Here is a 17,082-nt window from a genome sequence, read left to right as displayed (position 1 = left end):
AGAGGTGGCTCGGCGAAGCCGAGACGGAGTGGGGAGCGCCATATCAGATTTCACTCGGTCGTCGGCTCAACCAGCTCAGGGCCGGAGATAGGCCGCCACCCCACCGCGCTATTTCAGCGGCAGAAACAGCTCAAGCACCACCTCGCGCACCGGTCCATTCGACGAAAAGTGTCGCTGGCAATAGATCGGAAAGTCGCGCGCCTCCTCGCCGCTGGCCGGAAGCCATTCGCGGTAGAGGTAGAGCGCTGCCGGCTCGAGATTGTTGGTGTTGCCGGGGTAGCGCAGCACCGCGCAGCGTCCGCCGGGGATCACGCCGGCCTTCATCTGCGCGCCCTCGATCGGCCCATCCTCTACCGGCAGCTCGGTTCCGGCGCAGATGTCCATGCTGTAGTCGGCCGGGTTCGCCGGCTCCCTTTCGGAACGGAAGATGTTGAAGGTCGAGCTTGTCTCGGGCGAGAGGCCGGCCGCCTTTCGCCAGGCGATGAAGCGCTGGATGGTGTCAGGAAGCGTCGCCCGATCGCCGCGATGCTCCAGGATCGCCACCGGCGTGGGCGGCACATCCCGGATCATCACGTCGCCGGGTTCAAGAATTATCTGCATGAGCGTGGTCCTTGCTTTGTCGAGCGGCCCGAAGGCCATGAGCCACGCCCCCCAGTCGGGAGACTTCCGGAACGACGAAGGCGATTGTCCGAACCGCTGCCGAAAAGCGCGGGCGAAGGCATCCGGTGCGTCGTAGCCGGCATCCATCGCTATGTCGGTGACGCTGTGGGCGTCGCTCTCGGCCAACCGGTACGAAGCGCGTTTCAGGCGGGCGAGCTGGACATAGCGATGCACGGACACCCCGAAGGTGGACGTGAACTGCCGGTGAAAATGGAATTTCGAGAACGCCGCAACGCCGCTCAACGCTTCCAGGCCCAGATCGTCGTCGAGATGCTGGTCGATATGATCCAGCACCCGCCGCATCCGGGCATGGTAGTTTTCAAGTGGCGTCATCAAACGTCTCGTCCTGCGTGGCGACACCAGATAGGCGCGTCAGGGCATTTCGCGCTCGACCGATATTGCGGTTTGACACGGATGGATGGCTGTTCGCTAGGCGGGTGCTTGGAGGTGCGCCAGGTCTGCTCGAGAGCGATGCGGCTGCGGAGTCGGCATCACGGGCGCGAGGGGCAGCGTCTCCGCTGCGCATTCGAGATTGCGGAAGGCTGTGCGCGGGCGGGCTGACGGTCGAATTTCCGCCTTTGAATGTCCGGCGTTGAATGCCATATTCGTCGGATGGAAATGGATGCCTGCGAAATGAAGGTAGTCGATGGTTGGTCGTACCTCACGATCGACCAAGCGCTTGGTCTAAATCCCAAAATTCCGAAGCGTTGCCCAGAGTGCCATGGCGCTGTCCGTGCACACCGCGAAAGCAACAATGGGATGCGCGCTCATTTCGAACACATCGACGGCCATGATGGATGCTCACTGAAACCGCGAACCTTCTCAGGCAAACGGTCCATGCATCCTCACGCATTATCATGACCGATAAGCACCCGCACTGGCGACAGGTGAGACTGAGGATAAGAAGCTACTCGCCATACGCAACGCGCCGAAGCAGCTATCATAGACGCGACTGGCCAATGCCTGACCTATCAACAAACTAACCAAAACAAAGCAGTATGTTATACTTCGTGTACCCAAGACTCGATTCCGTTCGGGATGCGATGTATGCAATCCGAATTGGGATGGGTGGAGCATCATGGCTCTTGCATGTGGGGCGGTATGTCAGCCGGCGGAGGTGCGTCGGGAAATAGAGTCGTTTGGTTCAAGCACCAGCCCGATCCGGGTGGACACAGATTCAGGCGAGGGATTTCTCAAATCGATGGGAAATCCGATGGGTTCTGCGATACTTGTGTCGGAATTGGTGTCTGGAGAATTGGCTTCTTGGCTTGGCCTCAAGGTGCCGCCGTTTGCCATAGTCCACGACTGTCAAATAGACCTGACTATGGAAAGGAATGGGGCGCGCATGGTGCCGCCCATGTTCTTTTCACGCGCCGTTGATGGAACCCCACACGACGGAGGAGACACTTTTTTGTCTCGTCTCCGAGAGCCTGGTGACGTGGCGTTGCTGGTTGTTTTCGATACGTGGGTCCGCAATTGGGACCGGTTTTTTGATGGACAAGACAACGCCGACAACCTACTTTATGTGAAGGCTGAGGGGCGTCGTAAATACGATCTTGTGCCCATCGATCATTCAAGCTGTTTTATTGGGAATGACGTTGATTTTCCTATGGGGCCGGCCCCTGAGGCATGGGTCCTAGACCCAAATGTATATGGTAAGTTTCCGGCCTTCGATCCATATATCGACGCGAAGTCAGTCAAGCGCGCCGTCGAGAAGCTGTCTCAATTAAAGCGCGATTTCGTGGTTGAAGTCGTTAATTCTATTCCTGCACAATGGGGCTTTGGCCCCAACGCCGCGCTCTCGCTGGTCGATTTGATTTGTGAGCGCGGCCAATATGTGGTGAACACGATCTCAGGGCGATTGGTGGATGAACCGGAAATCCCGGGGTTGGTAAAATGATCCGAGAGTCACAAGGCTATTTTTCGCTCGTTCAATACTCAGAGTTCCCGGAGCGGGCTGAGTTTGTGAACATTGGCGTCATTGTGTTCGCTCATGCTTCGGTTTTTGTGAAGTTTAGCCATAGCCCGCGCCGCGCCGAGCAGGCGTTCAAAATCCATCTCGGTAACCATTTTCAGCACCTGAAAGAATCGATGGAAGGTCGATTGCGGTATGAATTTGGTAACGGCTGGGACAGGGAAAAGATCGAGAAATTTATAGGGCTCAGGTCTGGGAAGGTTCGCCTGTCCCCGGTTCGATCTGTGTTGGTTAAAGACCCCGAGAAGCTTGTCAGCGAACTGTTCGAAAAGCTGGTTGGTGAGGTACCCAGCTCGCCGCGCGGCCAAAGGCTGTCGACAAAACTGGCGCAAGCTTTTCGTTCTAATGGCGTCGAAGACTTCCTCGTGAAGCCTGACCCCGTCCATCTTTCCGGAGGCGTAAAGATCGAGGTTCCCTTTGCCTATCAGAATGGAGCCTTCAATCTGATTGACGCCGTGTCGCTTGCGGGTGACCCGGATAAGGCGCTCAACCGCGTCAGCCCGCATATGATAGAAGGCGAACTTCTTTACCAAGAAACCGCCCTTGATCGACCTGCTCGCTTAGTGGTGGTCGGGGACGATGCGCAGGCACAGGATGCGGAATTCGTAAACATGATTGCGGAGCAAATGGACCGCCACCATGTCCGATTCTATACCCTAAATGAGATCGAGCCGTTGGTTAGGGACATTCGCCAGAATTACGTCCTCCATCGCTAGTTCCGCGTTCGACGCCTTGCAATTTGTCAATCGCGGTTTCAAACCCCTTTCGCCTTCATATGCTTTAAGCTTCCGGGCGGCTCCGTTGAGCCGCTCGGATTTCACGCCAAGGGCTACAGGATGTAGGGACCGTTGGCTTGCGCCCGAATCCACCCGTTTTCTATTGGCCCGGTGATGTCGCCTCCACCAGCGACACCCCGTTCAACCCCGCAACAATATCCGACAGCGCCGGCACGAATTTCTCGCCGTGGCCGGTGGTGACCGCCGTGGCAAAGCCATTGCGCACCGCAGCGCCGATCGGGTTGGCCACGCCGGCTGATTGCGCGAAGGAGGCGAGGTAGGTCATGTCTTTCAGCGCGTTGACGATTGCGAAGCGTTGGGCGTTTTCGTTGCGGTTGAGGATGAAATCGAAGAAGGCCTGGTAGAAGCCGCAATCCATGCGGCTGCCGGAGATGACGCTGTTGAAGACCTGCGGCGTCAGGCCGGCTTTGGCGCCCAGCGTCAGCGCTTCGGAATAGATGGCGGAATAGCCCATCGAGACGAAATTGTTGAGCAGCTTCATGGTGTGGCCGCTGCCGGTCGGGCCGGTGGGAACGACGCGCGCGGCAAAGGCTTCGAGCACCGGGCGTGCGCGGGCGACCACTTCGGCCGCACCGCCGACCATGACGTCGAGTTTGCCTTCGGCGGCTTCCTTGGGCGTGCGCGCCAGCGGCGCGTCGATCAGCGTCATGCCCTGCTCCGCGAGGTCGGCGGCAAGCGCTGTCGTCGATGACGGGTTGGAGGTCGAGCAGTCGATGATCAGCAGCGGCGTCTTGGCCGAGGCCAGTCCGTCCGGGCCCTTGACCAGTGCCTCGACCTCGCGCGAGCCGGTGACGCACAGGATGACGATGTCGCAGGCAGCGGCGAGGTCGCGCGGGCTGGCCGCTTCAGTGGCACCGGCCGCAATCAGCCGGTCGGCTGCGGTGCGGCTGCGGTGGACATGCACCGTCAGCGGCCAGCCTTTGCGCAGCAGATTGTCGGCCATGCCGGCGCCCATGCTGCCCAGGCCGATGAAGCCGATGCGTTCTTTCATGCAATCCTCCCATGGCTCGTGCCAGCGGGCCGAACTTTCGTCACCTTGCGGCGGGCACCCGTCGATGCAATTCTTTGAATAAGATTCGGCCTTCGAACAAGAATCGAACCGGAGTGCCACCGATGGCGGAGCCCATGACTTTCGACGCCATACCGCAGGCGCTCAACCTGCGGACGGGTCTGGTCAACACGCTGATTGCGCAGATCGAATCCGGTGACCTTGCGCCGGGGCAGCGGCTGCCGACCGAGCAGGAGATTGTTGCTGCCACAGGCGTCAGCCGCACCGTGGTGCGCGAGGCGCTGGCGGCGCTGCGTGCGCGCGGGCTGATTACCACGCGCCAGGGGCTCGGCGCCTTCGTCGCCAAGGATCCGCCGCCGAAGACGTTTTCCGTGCTGCCCGACGATCTCGAATCGATCGACGAGGTGCTGCGCGTGCTCGAACTGCGCATGGGCATCGAGGTCGAAGCGACAGGCCTCGCCGCCGAACGGCGCAGCGAGGCAGCGCTCCAGCAGATGAGCGCGCGGCTCGACGCGCTGGAGGCGGCGGTGCGCGCCGGCGGCTCCGGCTCGGAAGAGGATTTCGGCTTCCACCGCGCCATTCTGGCGGCGACGCAGAACCCGAATTTCACCCGGCTGTTCGACACGTTCGGCAGCGCCATGGTCCCGCGCCATTGGACGCGGCTCGACCGGATGACGGAGGCCGAGCGGGAAAAATATCTCGACCGCATGCAGCGCGAGCATCGCGCCATTCTCGGGGCCATCGAAGCCAGGGACGTCAACGCCGCGCGCCGCGCCATGCGCAGCCATCTGACCAAGAGCTATGCCCGCTTCGAGGATCTGCGCGACAAAGCTGTTCACGATTAGGGGGCCAACCACGGTTGACGGACTGCTCATCCGGCGACCCCGCCGGAGATCGAGTTCGCGAATCAGCGACATGTTCCTCCCGGCTCCAACCGTTGCAGTCTTACCCGGTTGTCATACAACCCTGTAATCTGGTAAATCCCAGGAAGAGGGAATGTCAATCGCGTTGCCATGCGGTATGAGGCTCCCTGAAAAATCGCAATCATGGAGCCGGCATTGCCGGCGAAGCCGCAAGTCAGGAACAGCGAGATGCATTCACGGAAATTTGGCCGTACCGGCAGATCAGTCAGCGAGATCGGCTTCGGCGCCTGGGCGATCGGCGCCGCCTGGGGCGAGGTCAATGATGACGATGCGGTCGCCGCCCTGCATGCTGCGCTCGATGCCGGCGTCAGCTTCCTCGACACGGCCGACGTCTATGGCGACGGCCGTTCGGAAAAACTGATCGCACGGGTGATGAAGGAACGTGGCGGCGCGCGCCCGTTCATCGCCACCAAGGCCGGACGGCGGCTGTCGAAGCAGAGCGTCGAAGGCTATAGCGTCGAGAACCTCACCGGCTGGATCGACCGCAGCCTGACATACCTAGAGACGGACACGCTCGACCTAGTGCAGCTGCATTGCCCGCCGACCGATCTCTATTACCACCCGGAAGTGTTCGAGCGTCTCGACAAGCTCGCCGAGCAAGGCAAGATCCGCAATTACGGCGTCAGCGTCGAGCGTGTCGAAGAGGCGCTGAAGGCGATGCAATATCCCGGCGTCGTCAGCGTGCAGATCATCTTCAACGCCTTTCGCCAGCGCCCGGCCGAGCTGTTCTTCGCTGAGGCGAAAAAGAACGATGTCGCCGTCATCGCCCGCGTGCCGCTGGCCAGCGGCCTGCTGTCCGGCAAGTTCAGGACGGACACCAAGTTCGAGACCACCGACCATCGCCTGTTCAACAGGAATGGCGAAGCCTTCGATGTCGGCGAGACGTTTTCGGGCGTGCCCTATGAGGTCGGGCTGGCGGCGGTCGAGAAGGTGCGGCCGCTGGTGTCAGGCGACACCACCATGGCGAAATTCGCGCTGCGCTGGATCCTGATGTTCGACGCTGTGACGGTTGTCATCCCCGGCGCCCGCAATCCGGCGCAGGCGGTTTCCAATGCGGAAGCGGCTGAGCTTGCGCCGTTATCCTCCGAGTTGATGGCCAAGGTGAAGGCGGTCTATGATGAGAACATCAAGCCCTACGTGCATCAGCGCTGGTGAGCCAGCGCCTGCCGCCCTCGACCGGCTGACTGACCAGAGGTCAGCCGGGGCAAAATTGCGCTCGTCGTTACAAGCTGTGCAGCGGATCCTTTGATCCACCGGTCATTTAATCGGCCGTGCCGCTTGTTATTGTGCAGTGCAGCAACGATATTGCTGCGTGTGCGTTGTGTGCACGAGTCTGCCCATTCCGGCGCGCAAGGATACCAATTTGCGAGACATATCCGATACGATCGCCCGGCTGAGCGCGATGCGCCGCCGGCCAGCCGGTGCAGGACAGAGCAAGGAAGATCACCTGTCCGAGATGACATGGTTCGGGTCCAATCCGGGCGCCTTGCGTGCGCGGCTTTATCTTCCTGAAAACCTGCCGAAGCAGGCGGCGCTGGTCGTGGTGCTGCATGGCTGTACCCAGACTGCCGCCGGCTACGACCATGGTTCCGGCTGGACCGAACTTGCTGCCGATCAGGGTTTTGCCGTGCTTTTCCCCGAGCAGCAGCGCGCCAACAACGCCAATCTTTGCTTCAACTGGTTCGTGCCAGGCGATATAAGCCGCGACAGCGGCGAGGCGCTGTCCATCCGCCAGATGATCGAGGCGGCGGTGGTCACCCACGGTCTCGACCGCAAGCGGATATTCGTCACCGGTCTTTCCGCCGGCGGCGCCATGGCGGCGGTGATGCTGGCGACCTACCCGGACGTGTTTGCCGGTGGCGCGATCATTGCCGGGCTTGCCTATGGCAGCGCCTCGACCATCCCCGAAGCCTTCGACCGCATGCGTGGTCATGGCGGACCGTCCAGAAGCGACCTGCAGCGTCTGTTGCGGGAAGCTTCGCCGCACAAGGGGCCGTGGCCGAGGATTTCGGTCTGGCAGGGCTCGGCCGATACGACCGTGGTGCCTTCCAATGCCGACGCGGTGCTGGCGCAATGGCAGGGCGTGCACGGCCTCGCTCAAGCGCCGACACGCACGGAAAAGGTCGACGGTCAGAGCCGAAAAGTCTGGTCCGATGGCAAAGGCCGCGACGTGGTCGAGGCATACAGCATTGCCGGCATGGGCCATGGCACACCATTGCAGGCGAGCGGCGACAATGCTCTCGGCAAAGCAGGGCCGTTCATGTTGGATGTCGGGATTTCCTCGACGCGCCACATCGCCCGTTTCTGGGGGCTGACGAAGCCAGAGGTACGACGCACGGCGAAAGCCGAGGCCGCTTCAGGCACTGCATTGCAGCCTTTCTCGCCGAAGGAAAAACCGCGAGCTGTCCGTGTCGATCCGGCCCCGGAGCCTGTCAATCCGCCAGGCGGTCCGGCGGGCGGGATTACCAAGGTCATCGAGGACGCGCTGCGGGCAGCGGGATTGATGCGCTGAGGCGGAGGCTCGCCCCGCACGAAGGACAAGGGCAAGCACCAGCATCATTATCGCAGCAGGCCTTCGTCCTCGAACGCATCCCAGCCCTTCAGTCCGGGCGGCGGGCCCTCCGTGTCCCGGGCGTTCCTCGCAGTGCGCGCTTGGCCGGTGCCCTTTCCCGCGCGCGTCAACGCGGCCTTGCCCGCGCCGCGCCGCCTGTTCTCGGCGACTTCCTGGACATCCTGCTCTCTCCAGACTGTTGCCAAATCGCGGTCCAGGACGTCTTCGATGTGGCGCGGGTCGAAAACGTGGAAGGTGACAGACTTTGATCGCCCACGCATCTTGACGGTACGTGTGCCGGTGCTTTGCAGCCGACCGTCCTTGAGCCATTTGTGGCGCTCGCGCGAAGAGATCGTAAGGATATCCTCGACCTCGCGCGGAAGCACAGGCAGCGCCTCCACTCCCTCCAGTGTTTTGGAGATGCTGGCAGAGGCGGCCTTGAACGCTTCCGCTTCGGATTTCGACATTCGCAATGCGATGCGGCCCGTCTCGGCCTTGACGTGCTTCCTGACTGCCCATGGCAGGCGGGCTCTGACTTCACGTTCGATCCCCTTGGAGCGCACGGCGGACCCGAGTGTCGCTGACGGCGACAACGGCCATTCGGCAATCAGTTGCGGGGACGGGCTCATGCTTTCCTGGGGCTGGTTCCGTTGGTTCGATGCTAACACGGCAAGAGCCGGTCAAGCCAAGGCAACAGCGAAAAGGGGCAGGTCCGAATAGACCCGCCCCTTATGGCCGAAATTGAATGTCGCTCGCAGCGCGCCGACAGCACCCTTGGCCCCGCCGCCGTATGGCGGCGGGGCTCGATGATCAAAGTGGGCTGGCGTTGCGCGTTCTGTCGCGCTCGGCCTCGATGTCGGTGTAGGGGTCGGCATTGGCATCGAAGCCGGTCCAGCCACCGGCTTCGTAGGCGCGTCGGCGGTCTTGCAGATCGACCGAGTTGGACTCGCCAAGAATACGCTCGGCCTCATCGGCGAGTTCGTCGCTGACCCTGGCGGTCACCATCGTGCCACCGCGGCGAACGCCCTCCGCATAGACATGCGCATCCCTTTCGGGGACGCCTGACTCGGTCAGCGCCCCGACGATGCCACCGGCAGCGCCACCGACGACCGCGCCGCCAACGGCGCCGACCGCGGTGGCGGCCAGCCATCCTGCGGCCACGACCGGACCGACGCCAGGAATGGCCATGATGCCGAGCCCTGTCAGAAGCCCGCCGGCGCCGCCAATGACGGCTCCAAGACCGGCGCCGCCGGCTGCATCCTCGGCGGCGTTGGAAGTGTCGCCGTCGCCGTACCAGTCATCCGAATTGTTGGCGACGATGCTGATGTCGGCCTGCGGCACTCCGATTGCCTCCAGTTCGCCGACGGCATCGGAGGCATCATCGTAGTTGTCGAAAAGTCCGGTTACGGTTTTCATGGTCTTGATCTCCTCGATCTGGTTCAGAGGTTCAGTTGGCGCCGGCAACGACGTTGCCCTGATAATCGAGCGCCACGGTCGTGGTCTTGCCATCCTTGGTGGCCTGACCGCGCCAGATGCCCTGGTCGTCTTTGGTCAGCTTGGACACGCCGGAGAAGCCGGCATCCTGAATGCGGCTCTTCGCCTGATCCTCGGTGAAGCTGTTGGCACCCGGGATCGGGGCGGCCGGATTGGTGGTGTCGGTCGTGCTCACGGCCGGGGTGGTGGAGCTGGTGGTCGACGATGCATTGTCGGCGGAAGCGATCTTCTCGACCATTTCCTGATGCATTTTGAGCGTCGGCAAGGTCTCGGAGGCGAAGGTCTTCAACTGCGCGTTGTCGCCGTCCTTGGCGTAGCTCTCGAACAGCGTGACCGCCTCCGAATGCGCATCGCGCTGCATCTGGACATAGGGCTTGTCGACGGCATCGTTGGCATTCTGCAGAGCCTCCAGATCGGCCTTGTGCTTGGCGTCCAGCTCCGTCGGCACTTTCAGCTTCTGTTCGCCGGCGATGGTCGCAAGCTTGGCGTTGGCGGCGCCGTGATCGTCGATCATCTTCTTGGCGAAATCCTTGACGCCTTGATCCTGGGCCTTGCCTTCTGCGATCTTGCTGGAGTCCACTTCGAACAGGCCGCCGATGGCAGCCTTGTCGACAAAGTCCTGAGCACTGTCGGCGGCGAAGGCGGGCAGGGCGAAGACCATGGCTGTGGCGGTGGCCAGCGAAGCTAGAAGAACACGTGTTTTCATGGACAGAGATCCTCGTTGGGGCACACATCGTGCTGTGAGCCTAACCAGTGCGGCCAAGCTTTGTTCCGCCGCCCAAGCGTTATAACCGGGAGGGTCGATGCCGCGATGATGGCCCCTCGTCAGCGGCTTTTTGCGCCTTTGCCATGCCGACGCTGAGGACGGCGGCCGGCTCGACGGGCGCCTTGCAAGTCGATCAAAAAGGGAAACGAGGCCCTTGGCCGCCGGCAAATGAACACCGCCCGCGGTGGCCTATCGAGGTTCAGCGATCGTTGCGTTCGAGGCGGCGCGCAACCTCTGTTTGTGCGACCTGCAGCAGCGTGTCTATTTCGAACATCGCCGCCGCATGGCCGCCGTCGCGAATGACACGGCGGGCGCGGTGGAGCAGGTCGGAGACCGTCCGCAGCGTTTCAGCATGGCTCGATCGATTCGACAAATGCGTGCCCTCCATCAGCCACAACCGTTGGATCGGGAGAGTGTTCCCAAAGTTGGCGGCCGGCCCGGCGAATGACCGTGACGGCAGGCAGCGGAACCATCCTTGTCCGTTGGCCGTTCCCCCTGCCTCAACGAAAGGAACAGCCATGGCCGAGAACGACACCCCGAAGGACACCCCCAAGGACACCCCGAAGATGTCCGCCCGAGAGGCCCAGGAGGCCCTGGAGAAGCAGGTCGCATCGCTGAAGCGCGAGATCAGCAAGATCAACCGGACGCTTGCCGACCGCGCAGAAGATGCCGTCGGCGAAGCCGGCGGCTGGTACGGCAGCGCGACCGAGCGCGCGGCACGGGCAACGCAGCAGCTGAGATCGCAGGCGCAGACGGTGTCCGAAGCCGTCCAGCAAAATCCCGGCACCATCAGCAGCGCTTTCGTGCTTGGCGGCATTGCCGGGTTGTTGATCGGCATGCTGCTCGGGCAAAGCCAGGAACGCGACCGAAGCTGGTTCTAGTGGGGTATCTTGTGACCTATTGCGCCCGCCGGCTTTGCTGGCGGGCTTTGTATGGACGCCAGATCACTGTGGCTTTGAGTGAAAAACTCCCCGCTCGGGTAAACGGGATTTGTGGTCGGCGCCGCCCGCGCGGCGCCCTCGACAGGTGAGTTGAGTTTCCCTGCCGCGGTCGTATGTTGTTGACCGCAGTGGAGGATCACAAATGCCCATTCGACGCAAAGCCACCGAGGCCGGCGTTTTGCAGCCATCCGAACTCGAGCTGTTGGGCCGTGTATTCGAGCAGCTTAAGCGCGACGGTCAATCGCCGGAAGCACGCGACGCCATCGCATCCCGGATTATCGCGAACTATATGGCCGGCGTGGTCGACGAAGCCGAGCTCGTCAGTCTTTCGAGGCAACCGCTGGGCCGGTAGTGCGCTTTCCATTCCGGGTTCAGAAGAGTTTCAGGTCGTCAAATCAGAGGGATAAGGCAATGCCGGCTGACCCACCGATAGAGCGACGGTCGCATATCCGTGATCTTGTTCTGAAGGAAGCGACAATCCGCGTTGGCGACGCCAGTATCAATTGTCTGGTTTGTAACCAGCACGCCCACGGCGCGGAGCTACGGGTGAAGGCCGATATCGCAATCCCCGACCGTTTCGTGCTTCACGTGCCGGTCGATCATACCAGCTATCGCGCCGTGGTGCGGTGGAGACGGAACGAGCGACTTGGGGTGCAGCTCGATTCGGGACGGCAGGCGTAGATGGCGGTAGCCGGGACGGATCACCCAGCTGTTCAAGTGCAGGGTTGATGGGACAAGGCAGGGCTCGTTTGCGGCACGAACGCTTCCTTCCCTGCTGCTTGCGATTTGCAATCAGTTGCGATAGCCTCTGACCGCTTGCATTACAAGCGGTTGGTCCGTGGACCCACTAGGTGAAGGCGCTGCTTTTGGGCAAACTTATCTTGGGAATGAACGTTTCCATCGATGGCTATGTCGATGACATTGCCGGAAATCTGGTCATGGGCGCACCAAGCCAGAAGCACTTCGAGTACTGGATCGAGACGATTCGCAACCATGCCGGCGCTGTGTATGGCCGCTGGATGTACGAGGTCATGCGCTATTGGGACGATGATCGCGCGGAATGGGATGCTTCGCTTCGCCAGTTCGCGACACTCTGGCGCAAGCTGCCCAAATGGGTCGTTTCGCGCACACTTTCACGGGTCGGCCCGAACGCCACCCTCATCTCCGGCGATATTGAAACGCAGATTCGCGAGATCGCGGCCCGCACGGAGGGTATCCTGAGCGTTTCCGGTCCGGAACTGGCCGGTCTTATGACCGGGCTGGGCCTGATCGAGGAATATCACCTGCACGTGAGGCCGTTCGTGCTCGGCAAGGGCAAGCCTTTCTTCCACGAGGCAAGGCCTCCGCTGCAACTGGTGTCGAGCACATTGATCGATGACGATACGGTTCATATGATCTATGTGCCGCGAGGCTGAACGATAAGGCGCTTCAGCGCCAACATGCGAACCAACACGTACGTTCGCAGTGGGCCTGGTCCCGGCCTTCGCACCGAGGTCTCACATGTCAGCTTTGCGTGCTGGGTACCCAAGCAGCAGAGGGTCTGCTGTCGGCCGAAAATCTGCCGGTCAGCAATGCGCCCCATGCCGGTCAAAGAGGCCTTGCCGCCGTTCCTCCATAAGCAGACATTGCAGACCTACAAGGACATCGCTTTTACGCCCGAAGCGCCGCTTCGGTTGGTCCTTCCGTGACCTGGCGGCCCAAGGGCGTCGTCCTCCACCGCCCGACCTCGTCCGCAACTCATCGTTGCCGCCAGCGGCTCTGCTCCTGGCCTTCCCGCGATGACCGAGCGGGTAGTGAAACATCATGGTCAAGCCTGAAAAGCAAGGTCCAACCTAGCCGCCTTTCCAGGCCTGCGTCATCATCGTCCAGCAGTTCAGGATCCTGCGTGCGCCAGCCGGGTCCGTCGGGTCGGCCGGCCGCACAGTTTTTTTCATCCCGCTGGAACATTGGCGAAGGAATGCAGTTGGTGTCGCTGCAGATGCCGCCGCGCGGTGCCTGTGGGCGATTGGTGGCAACACCTGATCGGCCGCCGCTCCTTTACGAGGCGGCTTAGCGTGTGAGCCAATCCTGCAGCAAAGGCCTAGGGATTGGAACGACCAACAGGAGGCAGTCATGAAGCACCAGACACTCGATCAACTCCAGTCAGTCGCGGACATCAGTCCACTATCGCCGGCTCTGCTGGCTACAAGGACGCAACGGATAGAGCGGTGGGCGGAACTGCTCTATCGAAATCCGACGCGCTCCCTTGTGGCTCTCACCGGGACTGAGCATCTGCATCCCTCTGTCCGCGGAGAAGCGCGCGCGGTCGGATCGGCGATCAGTGTCGCCTTTGACGATCCACTGCTGCGTGCGTCGGGCATGCAATCGGATACCTACGGGGAAGCCAGACGCTTCTTCGAACTCTCCGATTGGCAGTTGCATGAGATCGTCTGCAGTTGCCACACCGGCGCCACCATGCAGGCTGGCTGGGCCGCCGGGCGTGTCCGCAGGGTCCTCAATGGGAGCAAGATATTGGCTTGGCTGAGAAAAGGATTCATGCCGCACTGAGCCACTGCGCTCGCGCCTGAAGAAGCATGCAGGCTCCAGCAGAGATTGCGTCGGCTCCGCGAAGGCATGGCTGACCTCAATGGAGTAGGGCGGCCGAGTTGCTTGCGACTTCAGAAATGACGTTCACCATTGCTTAGTGGACCTCGTCAGGGTGATCGGCAATTTCGTGAATAGCGAGTGCCAGCGCCAGTTTCGACCAACCGGTCGGCAGCGCCCTCGTGACCAAGCGGGGTTACTTATCCTCGGTGCGTCACATGTGCGCTTCGTCAGCGGTATAGCCTGCCAATCCCTCCACAGCCGTTTTGACGCTGCGAAAAGATCGAGGCGTGAGGGGGCAATTTAACCCAGGAATCCCGAAAACGGACCTTCCGCTTTCGGCCCCGAAATTGAAATTCGAGGCCTCCCCCATTACCCCGGAAAGATCGTAAACCCGCCATCCACCCGCAGCACCTGCCCGTTGATAAACCGCGCCCGCGGGCCAGCCAGAAACGCCACCGCCTCCGCGATCTCTTCCGGTTCCGCATAGCGGTTCAGCGATTTGCGGCTGGAATCCATGCGCTCCGGATCGACCACGCGGGTCGCCTGGAAGCGTGCCGTCTTCGTGGCGCCGGGGCTGACCGCATTGATGCGCACGCCGTCGTCGATCAGTTCCTTGGCGAGACAGCGCGTGTAATGCACGACCGCGGCCTTCAAGGTGGAGTAAACGACCTCGGGCGAGCAGCCGAGATGTGCCGCCGCGGAGGCGATGTTGATGACGGAGCCGCCGCCGCGCTGCTTCATCGGCGGCACGAAGGCCTGGCAGACCAGCATCGTGCCGATCAGATTGTTCTCGGTGAGCACGCGGATGTCGTCCAGTTCGATGTCGAGGGCGTTGTTCGGGTTCGGCTTGCCGCCCTTGGCGCCGATGTCGCCGCCAGCGCAATTGACCAGCACATGGACGTCGCCGAGATCGGCCTCGATCCTGCGCTTCATCTCGGCCACCGCCTTCTGGTCGCCAATGTTGCCGGTCACCGACGTGACCTTCGTGCCGTGCCGCTTCAGGCGCTCGACCACTTCGCCGAGATTGGCGAACTCGCCGTACTTCGCCGGCGCTTCCTCGTCCATGTCGTGGATCGCGACATTGGCGCCGAGTTCGGCCAGGCGCTCGGCCATCACGCGGCCGAGGCCACGGCCGGAGCCGGTTACGAAGGCGGTCAATCCATCGAGTTCACGTGCCGTCATCGGATATTCTCCATCAGTTTGCGCATGTTGGCGGCGCTGCGCCGGATCATGTCGAGCTCATAGGAAACCAGTGAGACGTCGGCTTCGCGCTCCCAAGGCGTGCGGTAGTCGGCATCGTCGGGCAGCCGGTTGCGCTGCGCGGCCGCCAGGCAGGCGGCAAATTCGCGTGCCGTCTTCTGCGGATAGCCGCGCCACCAGTCGTCGCTGAGATAGCGGACATGCCGGGCCTCCAAGGCGCCCGGTTCGAGAACGGCGGTCATGCGATCGTGGTGCTGGCCAAGAATGGCGAACAGCTTGGCAAACGGCACCGCACCGTCGCCGATGGCGCAGCGGATCAGCCGGTAACCTTCGGTCGTGAACTGCACGCGGTAATCCTTGAGGTGGACATGGCGGACATAGGGGGCGATCACCTTCGTAAAATCGAGCGGCGCTTCGCCGACCGGGAACGTGTTGCCGGTGTCGAAGGTGACGCCCACACTGTCACCACCGAGGGCGCAGAAATCGACGAGTTCCCGGCTGGTAAAGTCCTGGTGGTTTTCGATCGCAAGGACATACCCTTCGGTATTCGCGCGGGGACCCCATTCCACCAATCGCCCCCGAATGATGCCGGCGTACTCGCTCCATTTTGCGCCGGCGGCGTTGCGGTCGCCGCAGAGAACCGGCGTCAGCGCCGTCCGGATGATTTTGGCCTTGAGCAGGCGCGCGGCCCGAAACGCATCGTCGAGCCGTTCGCCCACCAGCAGGCCGCCGCTGACGACCGGCGTGATGCCAAGGCCGGCGAGCCGTTCGCGCAGCGCGATCACCGCGTCGTCGGAAAGCTCGCTCAGCCATGGCACCCAGATCTCCAGCACGCGCGCGCCGAGTTCGGTCGCGAGCGCGATGAATCCTTCGAGCCCCGCTGGCTGCGGATTGGCGCGTGGCGTGCCGCGGCCCTGGAGGCCGAGATGATAGGTCAGGCCGTAGGGGTTCAGGCCGACCTCGAGCATGAAGCGATCCTTTGAGTCAGGTGTGGTCATCTCAGGCCGGCATCCACGGTGATCGACTGCTTGGTGATCATGCGGCTGTCGTCGGCGGCGAGGAACAGCACCGTGCGCGCGATCTCCTCGCCGAGCAGAACCTTGCGGATCACCTGGCGCTGCACGACCTGGTCGACCGAACCTTGGGTCTTGTACCAAAGCTCCCGCTGCCGGTCGGTGATGACGGCGCCAGGCTCGACGGCGTTGACGCGGATGTTGTCGGGGCCTAACGCCCGCGCCAGCGCGAAGGTCAGCCCGACCACCGCAGCCTTGGCCGCCGCATAGGGGGCCATCTCTGATGCGCCGAAACGCCAGGCGATCGAGGAAAAATTGACGATCGAACCAAAGCCCAATTCCTGCATGTGCGGATGCACAGCCTGGGCGGCAAAGAAGTGGTGCCTGAGGTTCACATCCTGGGCGTGGTCCCAGTATTCCTGCGTCACGTCGGCGACCGAGAGGCGATTGTCATCGGCGGCGTTGTTGACCAGCACCGAGACAGGCCCCAGGCGGTCGCGCACCGTGCCGATCGCGGCCTGCAGGGCAGGGATATCGGTCACGTCGCAGCGCAGGAACAGGGGCGGATGCGCTGCCGTGGCGGCGAGGTCGCGGGCAAGCTGCTCGCCGGCCTCCTGCTGCAGATCGAGAAACGCGACGCGCGCGCCATTGGCGCAGAAGGCGCGGACCGTGTCGGCGCCGATGCCCGACGCGCCGCCGGTGATCAGCACGACACGCTCGGACAGGCTCGGATAGATGGCGAAGGACAAGGCGGAACTCTTTTCAGATCAAGCTTCGGTCAGATCAGGCGTTGGGTCGTCGGGTCGAACAGGCACGCACGCGCCATGTCGATACCGAGCGTCACCGTCTCGCCCATAAGCGGCGTGCCGTCGGGGTCGAAACGGCCGGTGATTTCCTTGCCGCCCAGGCGCAGGACGGCCATGGTCTCCGCACCTGTCGGCTCGACCAGTTCGACCACGGCATCGATCTGCGCGATGCCCGGCTTGCGGCGCGCAAGGTCGGGATCGAAGCGGTAGATGTGCTCGGGACGGATGCCGAGCACGAGCTGTCGCGGCGTGTCGGATGGGAGCGCCTGGACGATCGGCAGGCTGGCCGTCTTGCCGTCGGCGGTCTGCAGGACAACAGTGCGGCGACCGCCTTCCTGGCGCAGTTCGGCGGCCAAAAAAT

General features: G+C 62.3%; 21 protein-coding genes. 11 read left to right on the top strand and 10 right to left on the bottom strand.

The window, feature by feature from the left end:
• Positions 1-108: 108 nt before the first annotated feature.
• On the bottom strand, positions 109-993 hold the full coding sequence (locus tag NKI61_RS29440) for an AraC family transcriptional regulator (RefSeq protein ID WP_031192922.1): 885 nt from the start codon (positions 991-993) through the stop codon (positions 109-111).
• A 249-nt stretch (positions 994-1,242) separates the two neighbouring features.
• On the opposite strand from NKI61_RS29440, the gene NKI61_RS33010 reads away from it, so the two are divergent.
• From NKI61_RS33010 to NKI61_RS29430, 3 genes are all read left to right on the top strand, one after another.
• Positions 1,243-1,521 carry a hypothetical protein gene (locus tag NKI61_RS33010; RefSeq protein ID WP_488492020.1) on the top strand — a complete coding sequence of 93 codons (279 nt, stop codon included), beginning with the start codon at positions 1,243-1,245 and terminating at the stop codon, positions 1,519-1,521.
• Between the two features lie 217 nt (positions 1,522-1,738).
• Positions 1,739-2,560: a HipA family kinase gene (locus tag NKI61_RS29435; protein ID WP_156931487.1), complete on the top strand. Its 822-nt coding sequence runs from the start codon at positions 1,739-1,741 to the stop codon at positions 2,558-2,560.
• The gene (locus tag NKI61_RS29430; protein ID WP_023735078.1) at positions 2,557-3,351 is read left to right on the top strand and encodes a DUF3037 domain-containing protein; all 795 of its coding nucleotides are present in this window, start codon (positions 2,557-2,559) and stop codon (positions 3,349-3,351) included. The genes NKI61_RS29435 and NKI61_RS29430 overlap by 4 nt, the downstream gene beginning before the upstream one ends.
• A gap of 160 nt (positions 3,352-3,511) precedes the next feature.
• Here the strand turns inward: NKI61_RS29430 and NKI61_RS29425 are convergent, their stop codons facing one another.
• On the bottom strand, positions 3,512-4,543 hold the full coding sequence (locus NKI61_RS29425) for an NAD(P)-dependent oxidoreductase (RefSeq protein ID WP_352841994.1): 1,032 nt from the start codon (positions 4,541-4,543) through the stop codon (positions 3,512-3,514).
• A gap of 2 nt (positions 4,544-4,545) precedes the next feature.
• On the opposite strand from NKI61_RS29425, the gene NKI61_RS29420 reads away from it, so the two are divergent.
• From NKI61_RS29420 to NKI61_RS29410, 3 genes are all read left to right on the top strand, one after another.
• On the top strand, positions 4,546-5,286 hold the full coding sequence (locus tag NKI61_RS29420) for a FadR/GntR family transcriptional regulator (RefSeq protein WP_352841993.1): 741 nt from the start codon (positions 4,546-4,548) through the stop codon (positions 5,284-5,286).
• 246 nt (positions 5,287-5,532) lie between these two features.
• Entirely contained in the window at positions 5,533-6,519 is a 987-nt protein-coding gene (locus NKI61_RS29415) for an aldo/keto reductase (protein ID WP_352841992.1), read from the top strand.
• Positions 6,520-6,727: 208 nt separating this feature from the next.
• Positions 6,728-7,876 (top strand): extracellular catalytic domain type 1 short-chain-length polyhydroxyalkanoate depolymerase, encoded by a 1,149-nt coding sequence (locus NKI61_RS29410; RefSeq protein ID WP_352841991.1) that lies wholly within the window; start codon positions 6,728-6,730, stop codon positions 7,874-7,876.
• 47 nt (positions 7,877-7,923) lie between these two features.
• Here NKI61_RS29410 and NKI61_RS29405 read toward each other — a convergent pair whose 3' ends face one another.
• The 4 genes from NKI61_RS29405 to NKI61_RS29390 form a co-directional block, all read right to left on the bottom strand.
• Positions 7,924-8,544 (bottom strand): hypothetical protein, encoded by a 621-nt coding sequence (locus NKI61_RS29405; RefSeq protein ID WP_031195989.1) that lies wholly within the window; start codon positions 8,542-8,544, stop codon positions 7,924-7,926.
• Between the two features lie 181 nt (positions 8,545-8,725).
• Complete coding sequence (locus NKI61_RS29400; protein ID WP_352841989.1) at positions 8,726-9,331, bottom strand: hypothetical protein; 606 nt, start codon at positions 9,329-9,331, stop codon at positions 8,726-8,728.
• A gap of 31 nt (positions 9,332-9,362) precedes the next feature.
• Positions 9,363-10,115 (bottom strand): DUF4142 domain-containing protein, encoded by a 753-nt coding sequence (locus NKI61_RS29395; RefSeq protein WP_023704147.1) that lies wholly within the window; start codon positions 10,113-10,115, stop codon positions 9,363-9,365.
• 259 nt (positions 10,116-10,374) lie between these two features.
• Positions 10,375-10,563 (bottom strand): hypothetical protein, encoded by a 189-nt coding sequence (locus NKI61_RS29390; RefSeq protein WP_023671089.1) that lies wholly within the window; start codon positions 10,561-10,563, stop codon positions 10,375-10,377.
• Between the two features lie 130 nt (positions 10,564-10,693).
• Here NKI61_RS29390 and NKI61_RS29385 point away from each other — a divergent pair, with 130 nt between their 5' ends.
• The 5 genes from NKI61_RS29385 to NKI61_RS29365 all read left to right on the top strand — a co-directional run bounded on the left by NKI61_RS29385 (position 10,694) and on the right by NKI61_RS29365 (position 13,663).
• On the top strand, positions 10,694-11,056 hold the full coding sequence (locus NKI61_RS29385) for a hypothetical protein (RefSeq protein WP_352841988.1): 363 nt from the start codon (positions 10,694-10,696) through the stop codon (positions 11,054-11,056).
• A gap of 202 nt (positions 11,057-11,258) precedes the next feature.
• The gene (locus tag NKI61_RS29380) at positions 11,259-11,468 is read left to right on the top strand and encodes a hypothetical protein (protein WP_023671091.1); all 210 of its coding nucleotides are present in this window, start codon (positions 11,259-11,261) and stop codon (positions 11,466-11,468) included.
• Positions 11,469-11,527: 59 nt separating this feature from the next.
• Positions 11,528-11,797, top strand: coding sequence for a PilZ domain-containing protein (locus NKI61_RS29375; protein WP_023726509.1), 270 nt, complete (start codon positions 11,528-11,530; stop codon positions 11,795-11,797).
• A gap of 185 nt (positions 11,798-11,982) precedes the next feature.
• Positions 11,983-12,531 carry a dihydrofolate reductase family protein gene (locus NKI61_RS29370; RefSeq protein ID WP_352841995.1) on the top strand — a complete coding sequence of 183 codons (549 nt, stop codon included), beginning with the start codon at positions 11,983-11,985 and terminating at the stop codon, positions 12,529-12,531.
• A 697-nt stretch (positions 12,532-13,228) separates the two neighbouring features.
• Positions 13,229-13,663, top strand: a complete 435-nt coding sequence (locus NKI61_RS29365; RefSeq protein ID WP_023671095.1) for a hypothetical protein — start codon at positions 13,229-13,231, stop codon at positions 13,661-13,663.
• Positions 13,664-14,071: 408 nt separating this feature from the next.
• Here NKI61_RS29365 and NKI61_RS29360 read toward each other — a convergent pair whose 3' ends face one another.
• From NKI61_RS29360 to NKI61_RS29345, 4 genes are all read right to left on the bottom strand, one after another.
• Positions 14,072-14,884, bottom strand: coding sequence for an SDR family NAD(P)-dependent oxidoreductase (locus NKI61_RS29360; RefSeq protein WP_352841987.1), 813 nt, complete (start codon positions 14,882-14,884; stop codon positions 14,072-14,074).
• Positions 14,881-15,870, bottom strand: coding sequence for a sugar phosphate isomerase/epimerase family protein (locus tag NKI61_RS29355; protein WP_352841985.1), 990 nt, complete (start codon positions 15,868-15,870; stop codon positions 14,881-14,883). Before NKI61_RS29355 ends, NKI61_RS29360 begins: the two co-directional genes overlap by 4 nt.
• Before the next feature lie 26 nt (positions 15,871-15,896).
• The gene (locus tag NKI61_RS29350; RefSeq protein ID WP_352841983.1) at positions 15,897-16,664 is read right to left on the bottom strand and encodes an SDR family NAD(P)-dependent oxidoreductase; all 768 of its coding nucleotides are present in this window, start codon (positions 16,662-16,664) and stop codon (positions 15,897-15,899) included.
• A gap of 29 nt (positions 16,665-16,693) precedes the next feature.
• A partial coding sequence (locus tag NKI61_RS29345; protein WP_352841982.1) for a TOBE domain-containing protein occupies positions 16,694-17,082 on the bottom strand: 389 nt, incomplete at its 5' end.

The organism is Mesorhizobium sp. M0514 (assembly GCF_040321145.1).
GTDB lineage: Bacteria > Pseudomonadota > Alphaproteobacteria > Rhizobiales > Rhizobiaceae > Mesorhizobium.
Note: the sequence above shows the minus strand (reverse complement) of the source record. Positions and strands in the feature narration are given on the sequence as shown.

Excerpts from the sequence above, each read along its gene's own strand:
- NKI61_RS29440 (WP_031192922.1), bottom strand. The coding sequence starts at position 993 with ATGACGCCACTTGAAAACTACCATGCCCGGATGCGGCGGGTGCTGGAT.
- NKI61_RS33010 (WP_488492020.1), top strand. The coding sequence starts at position 1,243 with ATGTCCGGCGTTGAATGCCATATTCGTCGGATGGAAATGGATGCCTGC.
- NKI61_RS29435 (WP_156931487.1), top strand. The coding sequence starts at position 1,739 with ATGGCTCTTGCATGTGGGGCGGTATGTCAGCCGGCGGAGGTGCGTCGG.
- NKI61_RS29430 (WP_023735078.1), top strand. The coding sequence starts at position 2,557 with ATGATCCGAGAGTCACAAGGCTATTTTTCGCTCGTTCAATACTCAGAG.
- NKI61_RS29420 (WP_352841993.1), top strand. The coding sequence starts at position 4,546 with ATGGCGGAGCCCATGACTTTCGACGCCATACCGCAGGCGCTCAACCTG.
- NKI61_RS29415 (WP_352841992.1), top strand. The coding sequence starts at position 5,533 with ATGCATTCACGGAAATTTGGCCGTACCGGCAGATCAGTCAGCGAGATC.
- NKI61_RS29405 (WP_031195989.1), bottom strand. The coding sequence starts at position 8,544 with ATGAGCCCGTCCCCGCAACTGATTGCCGAATGGCCGTTGTCGCCGTCA.
- NKI61_RS29400 (WP_352841989.1), bottom strand. The coding sequence starts at position 9,331 with ATGAAAACCGTAACCGGACTTTTCGACAACTACGATGATGCCTCCGAT.
- NKI61_RS29395 (WP_023704147.1), bottom strand. The coding sequence starts at position 10,115 with ATGAAAACACGTGTTCTTCTAGCTTCGCTGGCCACCGCCACAGCCATG.
- NKI61_RS29390 (WP_023671089.1), bottom strand. The coding sequence starts at position 10,563 with ATGGAGGGCACGCATTTGTCGAATCGATCGAGCCATGCTGAAACGCTG.
- NKI61_RS29385 (WP_352841988.1), top strand. The coding sequence starts at position 10,694 with ATGGCCGAGAACGACACCCCGAAGGACACCCCCAAGGACACCCCGAAG.
- NKI61_RS29380 (WP_023671091.1), top strand. The coding sequence starts at position 11,259 with ATGCCCATTCGACGCAAAGCCACCGAGGCCGGCGTTTTGCAGCCATCC.
- NKI61_RS29375 (WP_023726509.1), top strand. The coding sequence starts at position 11,528 with ATGCCGGCTGACCCACCGATAGAGCGACGGTCGCATATCCGTGATCTT.
- NKI61_RS29365 (WP_023671095.1), top strand. The coding sequence starts at position 13,229 with ATGAAGCACCAGACACTCGATCAACTCCAGTCAGTCGCGGACATCAGT.
- NKI61_RS29360 (WP_352841987.1), bottom strand. The coding sequence starts at position 14,884 with ATGACGGCACGTGAACTCGATGGATTGACCGCCTTCGTAACCGGCTCC.
- NKI61_RS29355 (WP_352841985.1), bottom strand. The coding sequence starts at position 15,870 with ATGCTCGAGGTCGGCCTGAACCCCTACGGCCTGACCTATCATCTCGGC.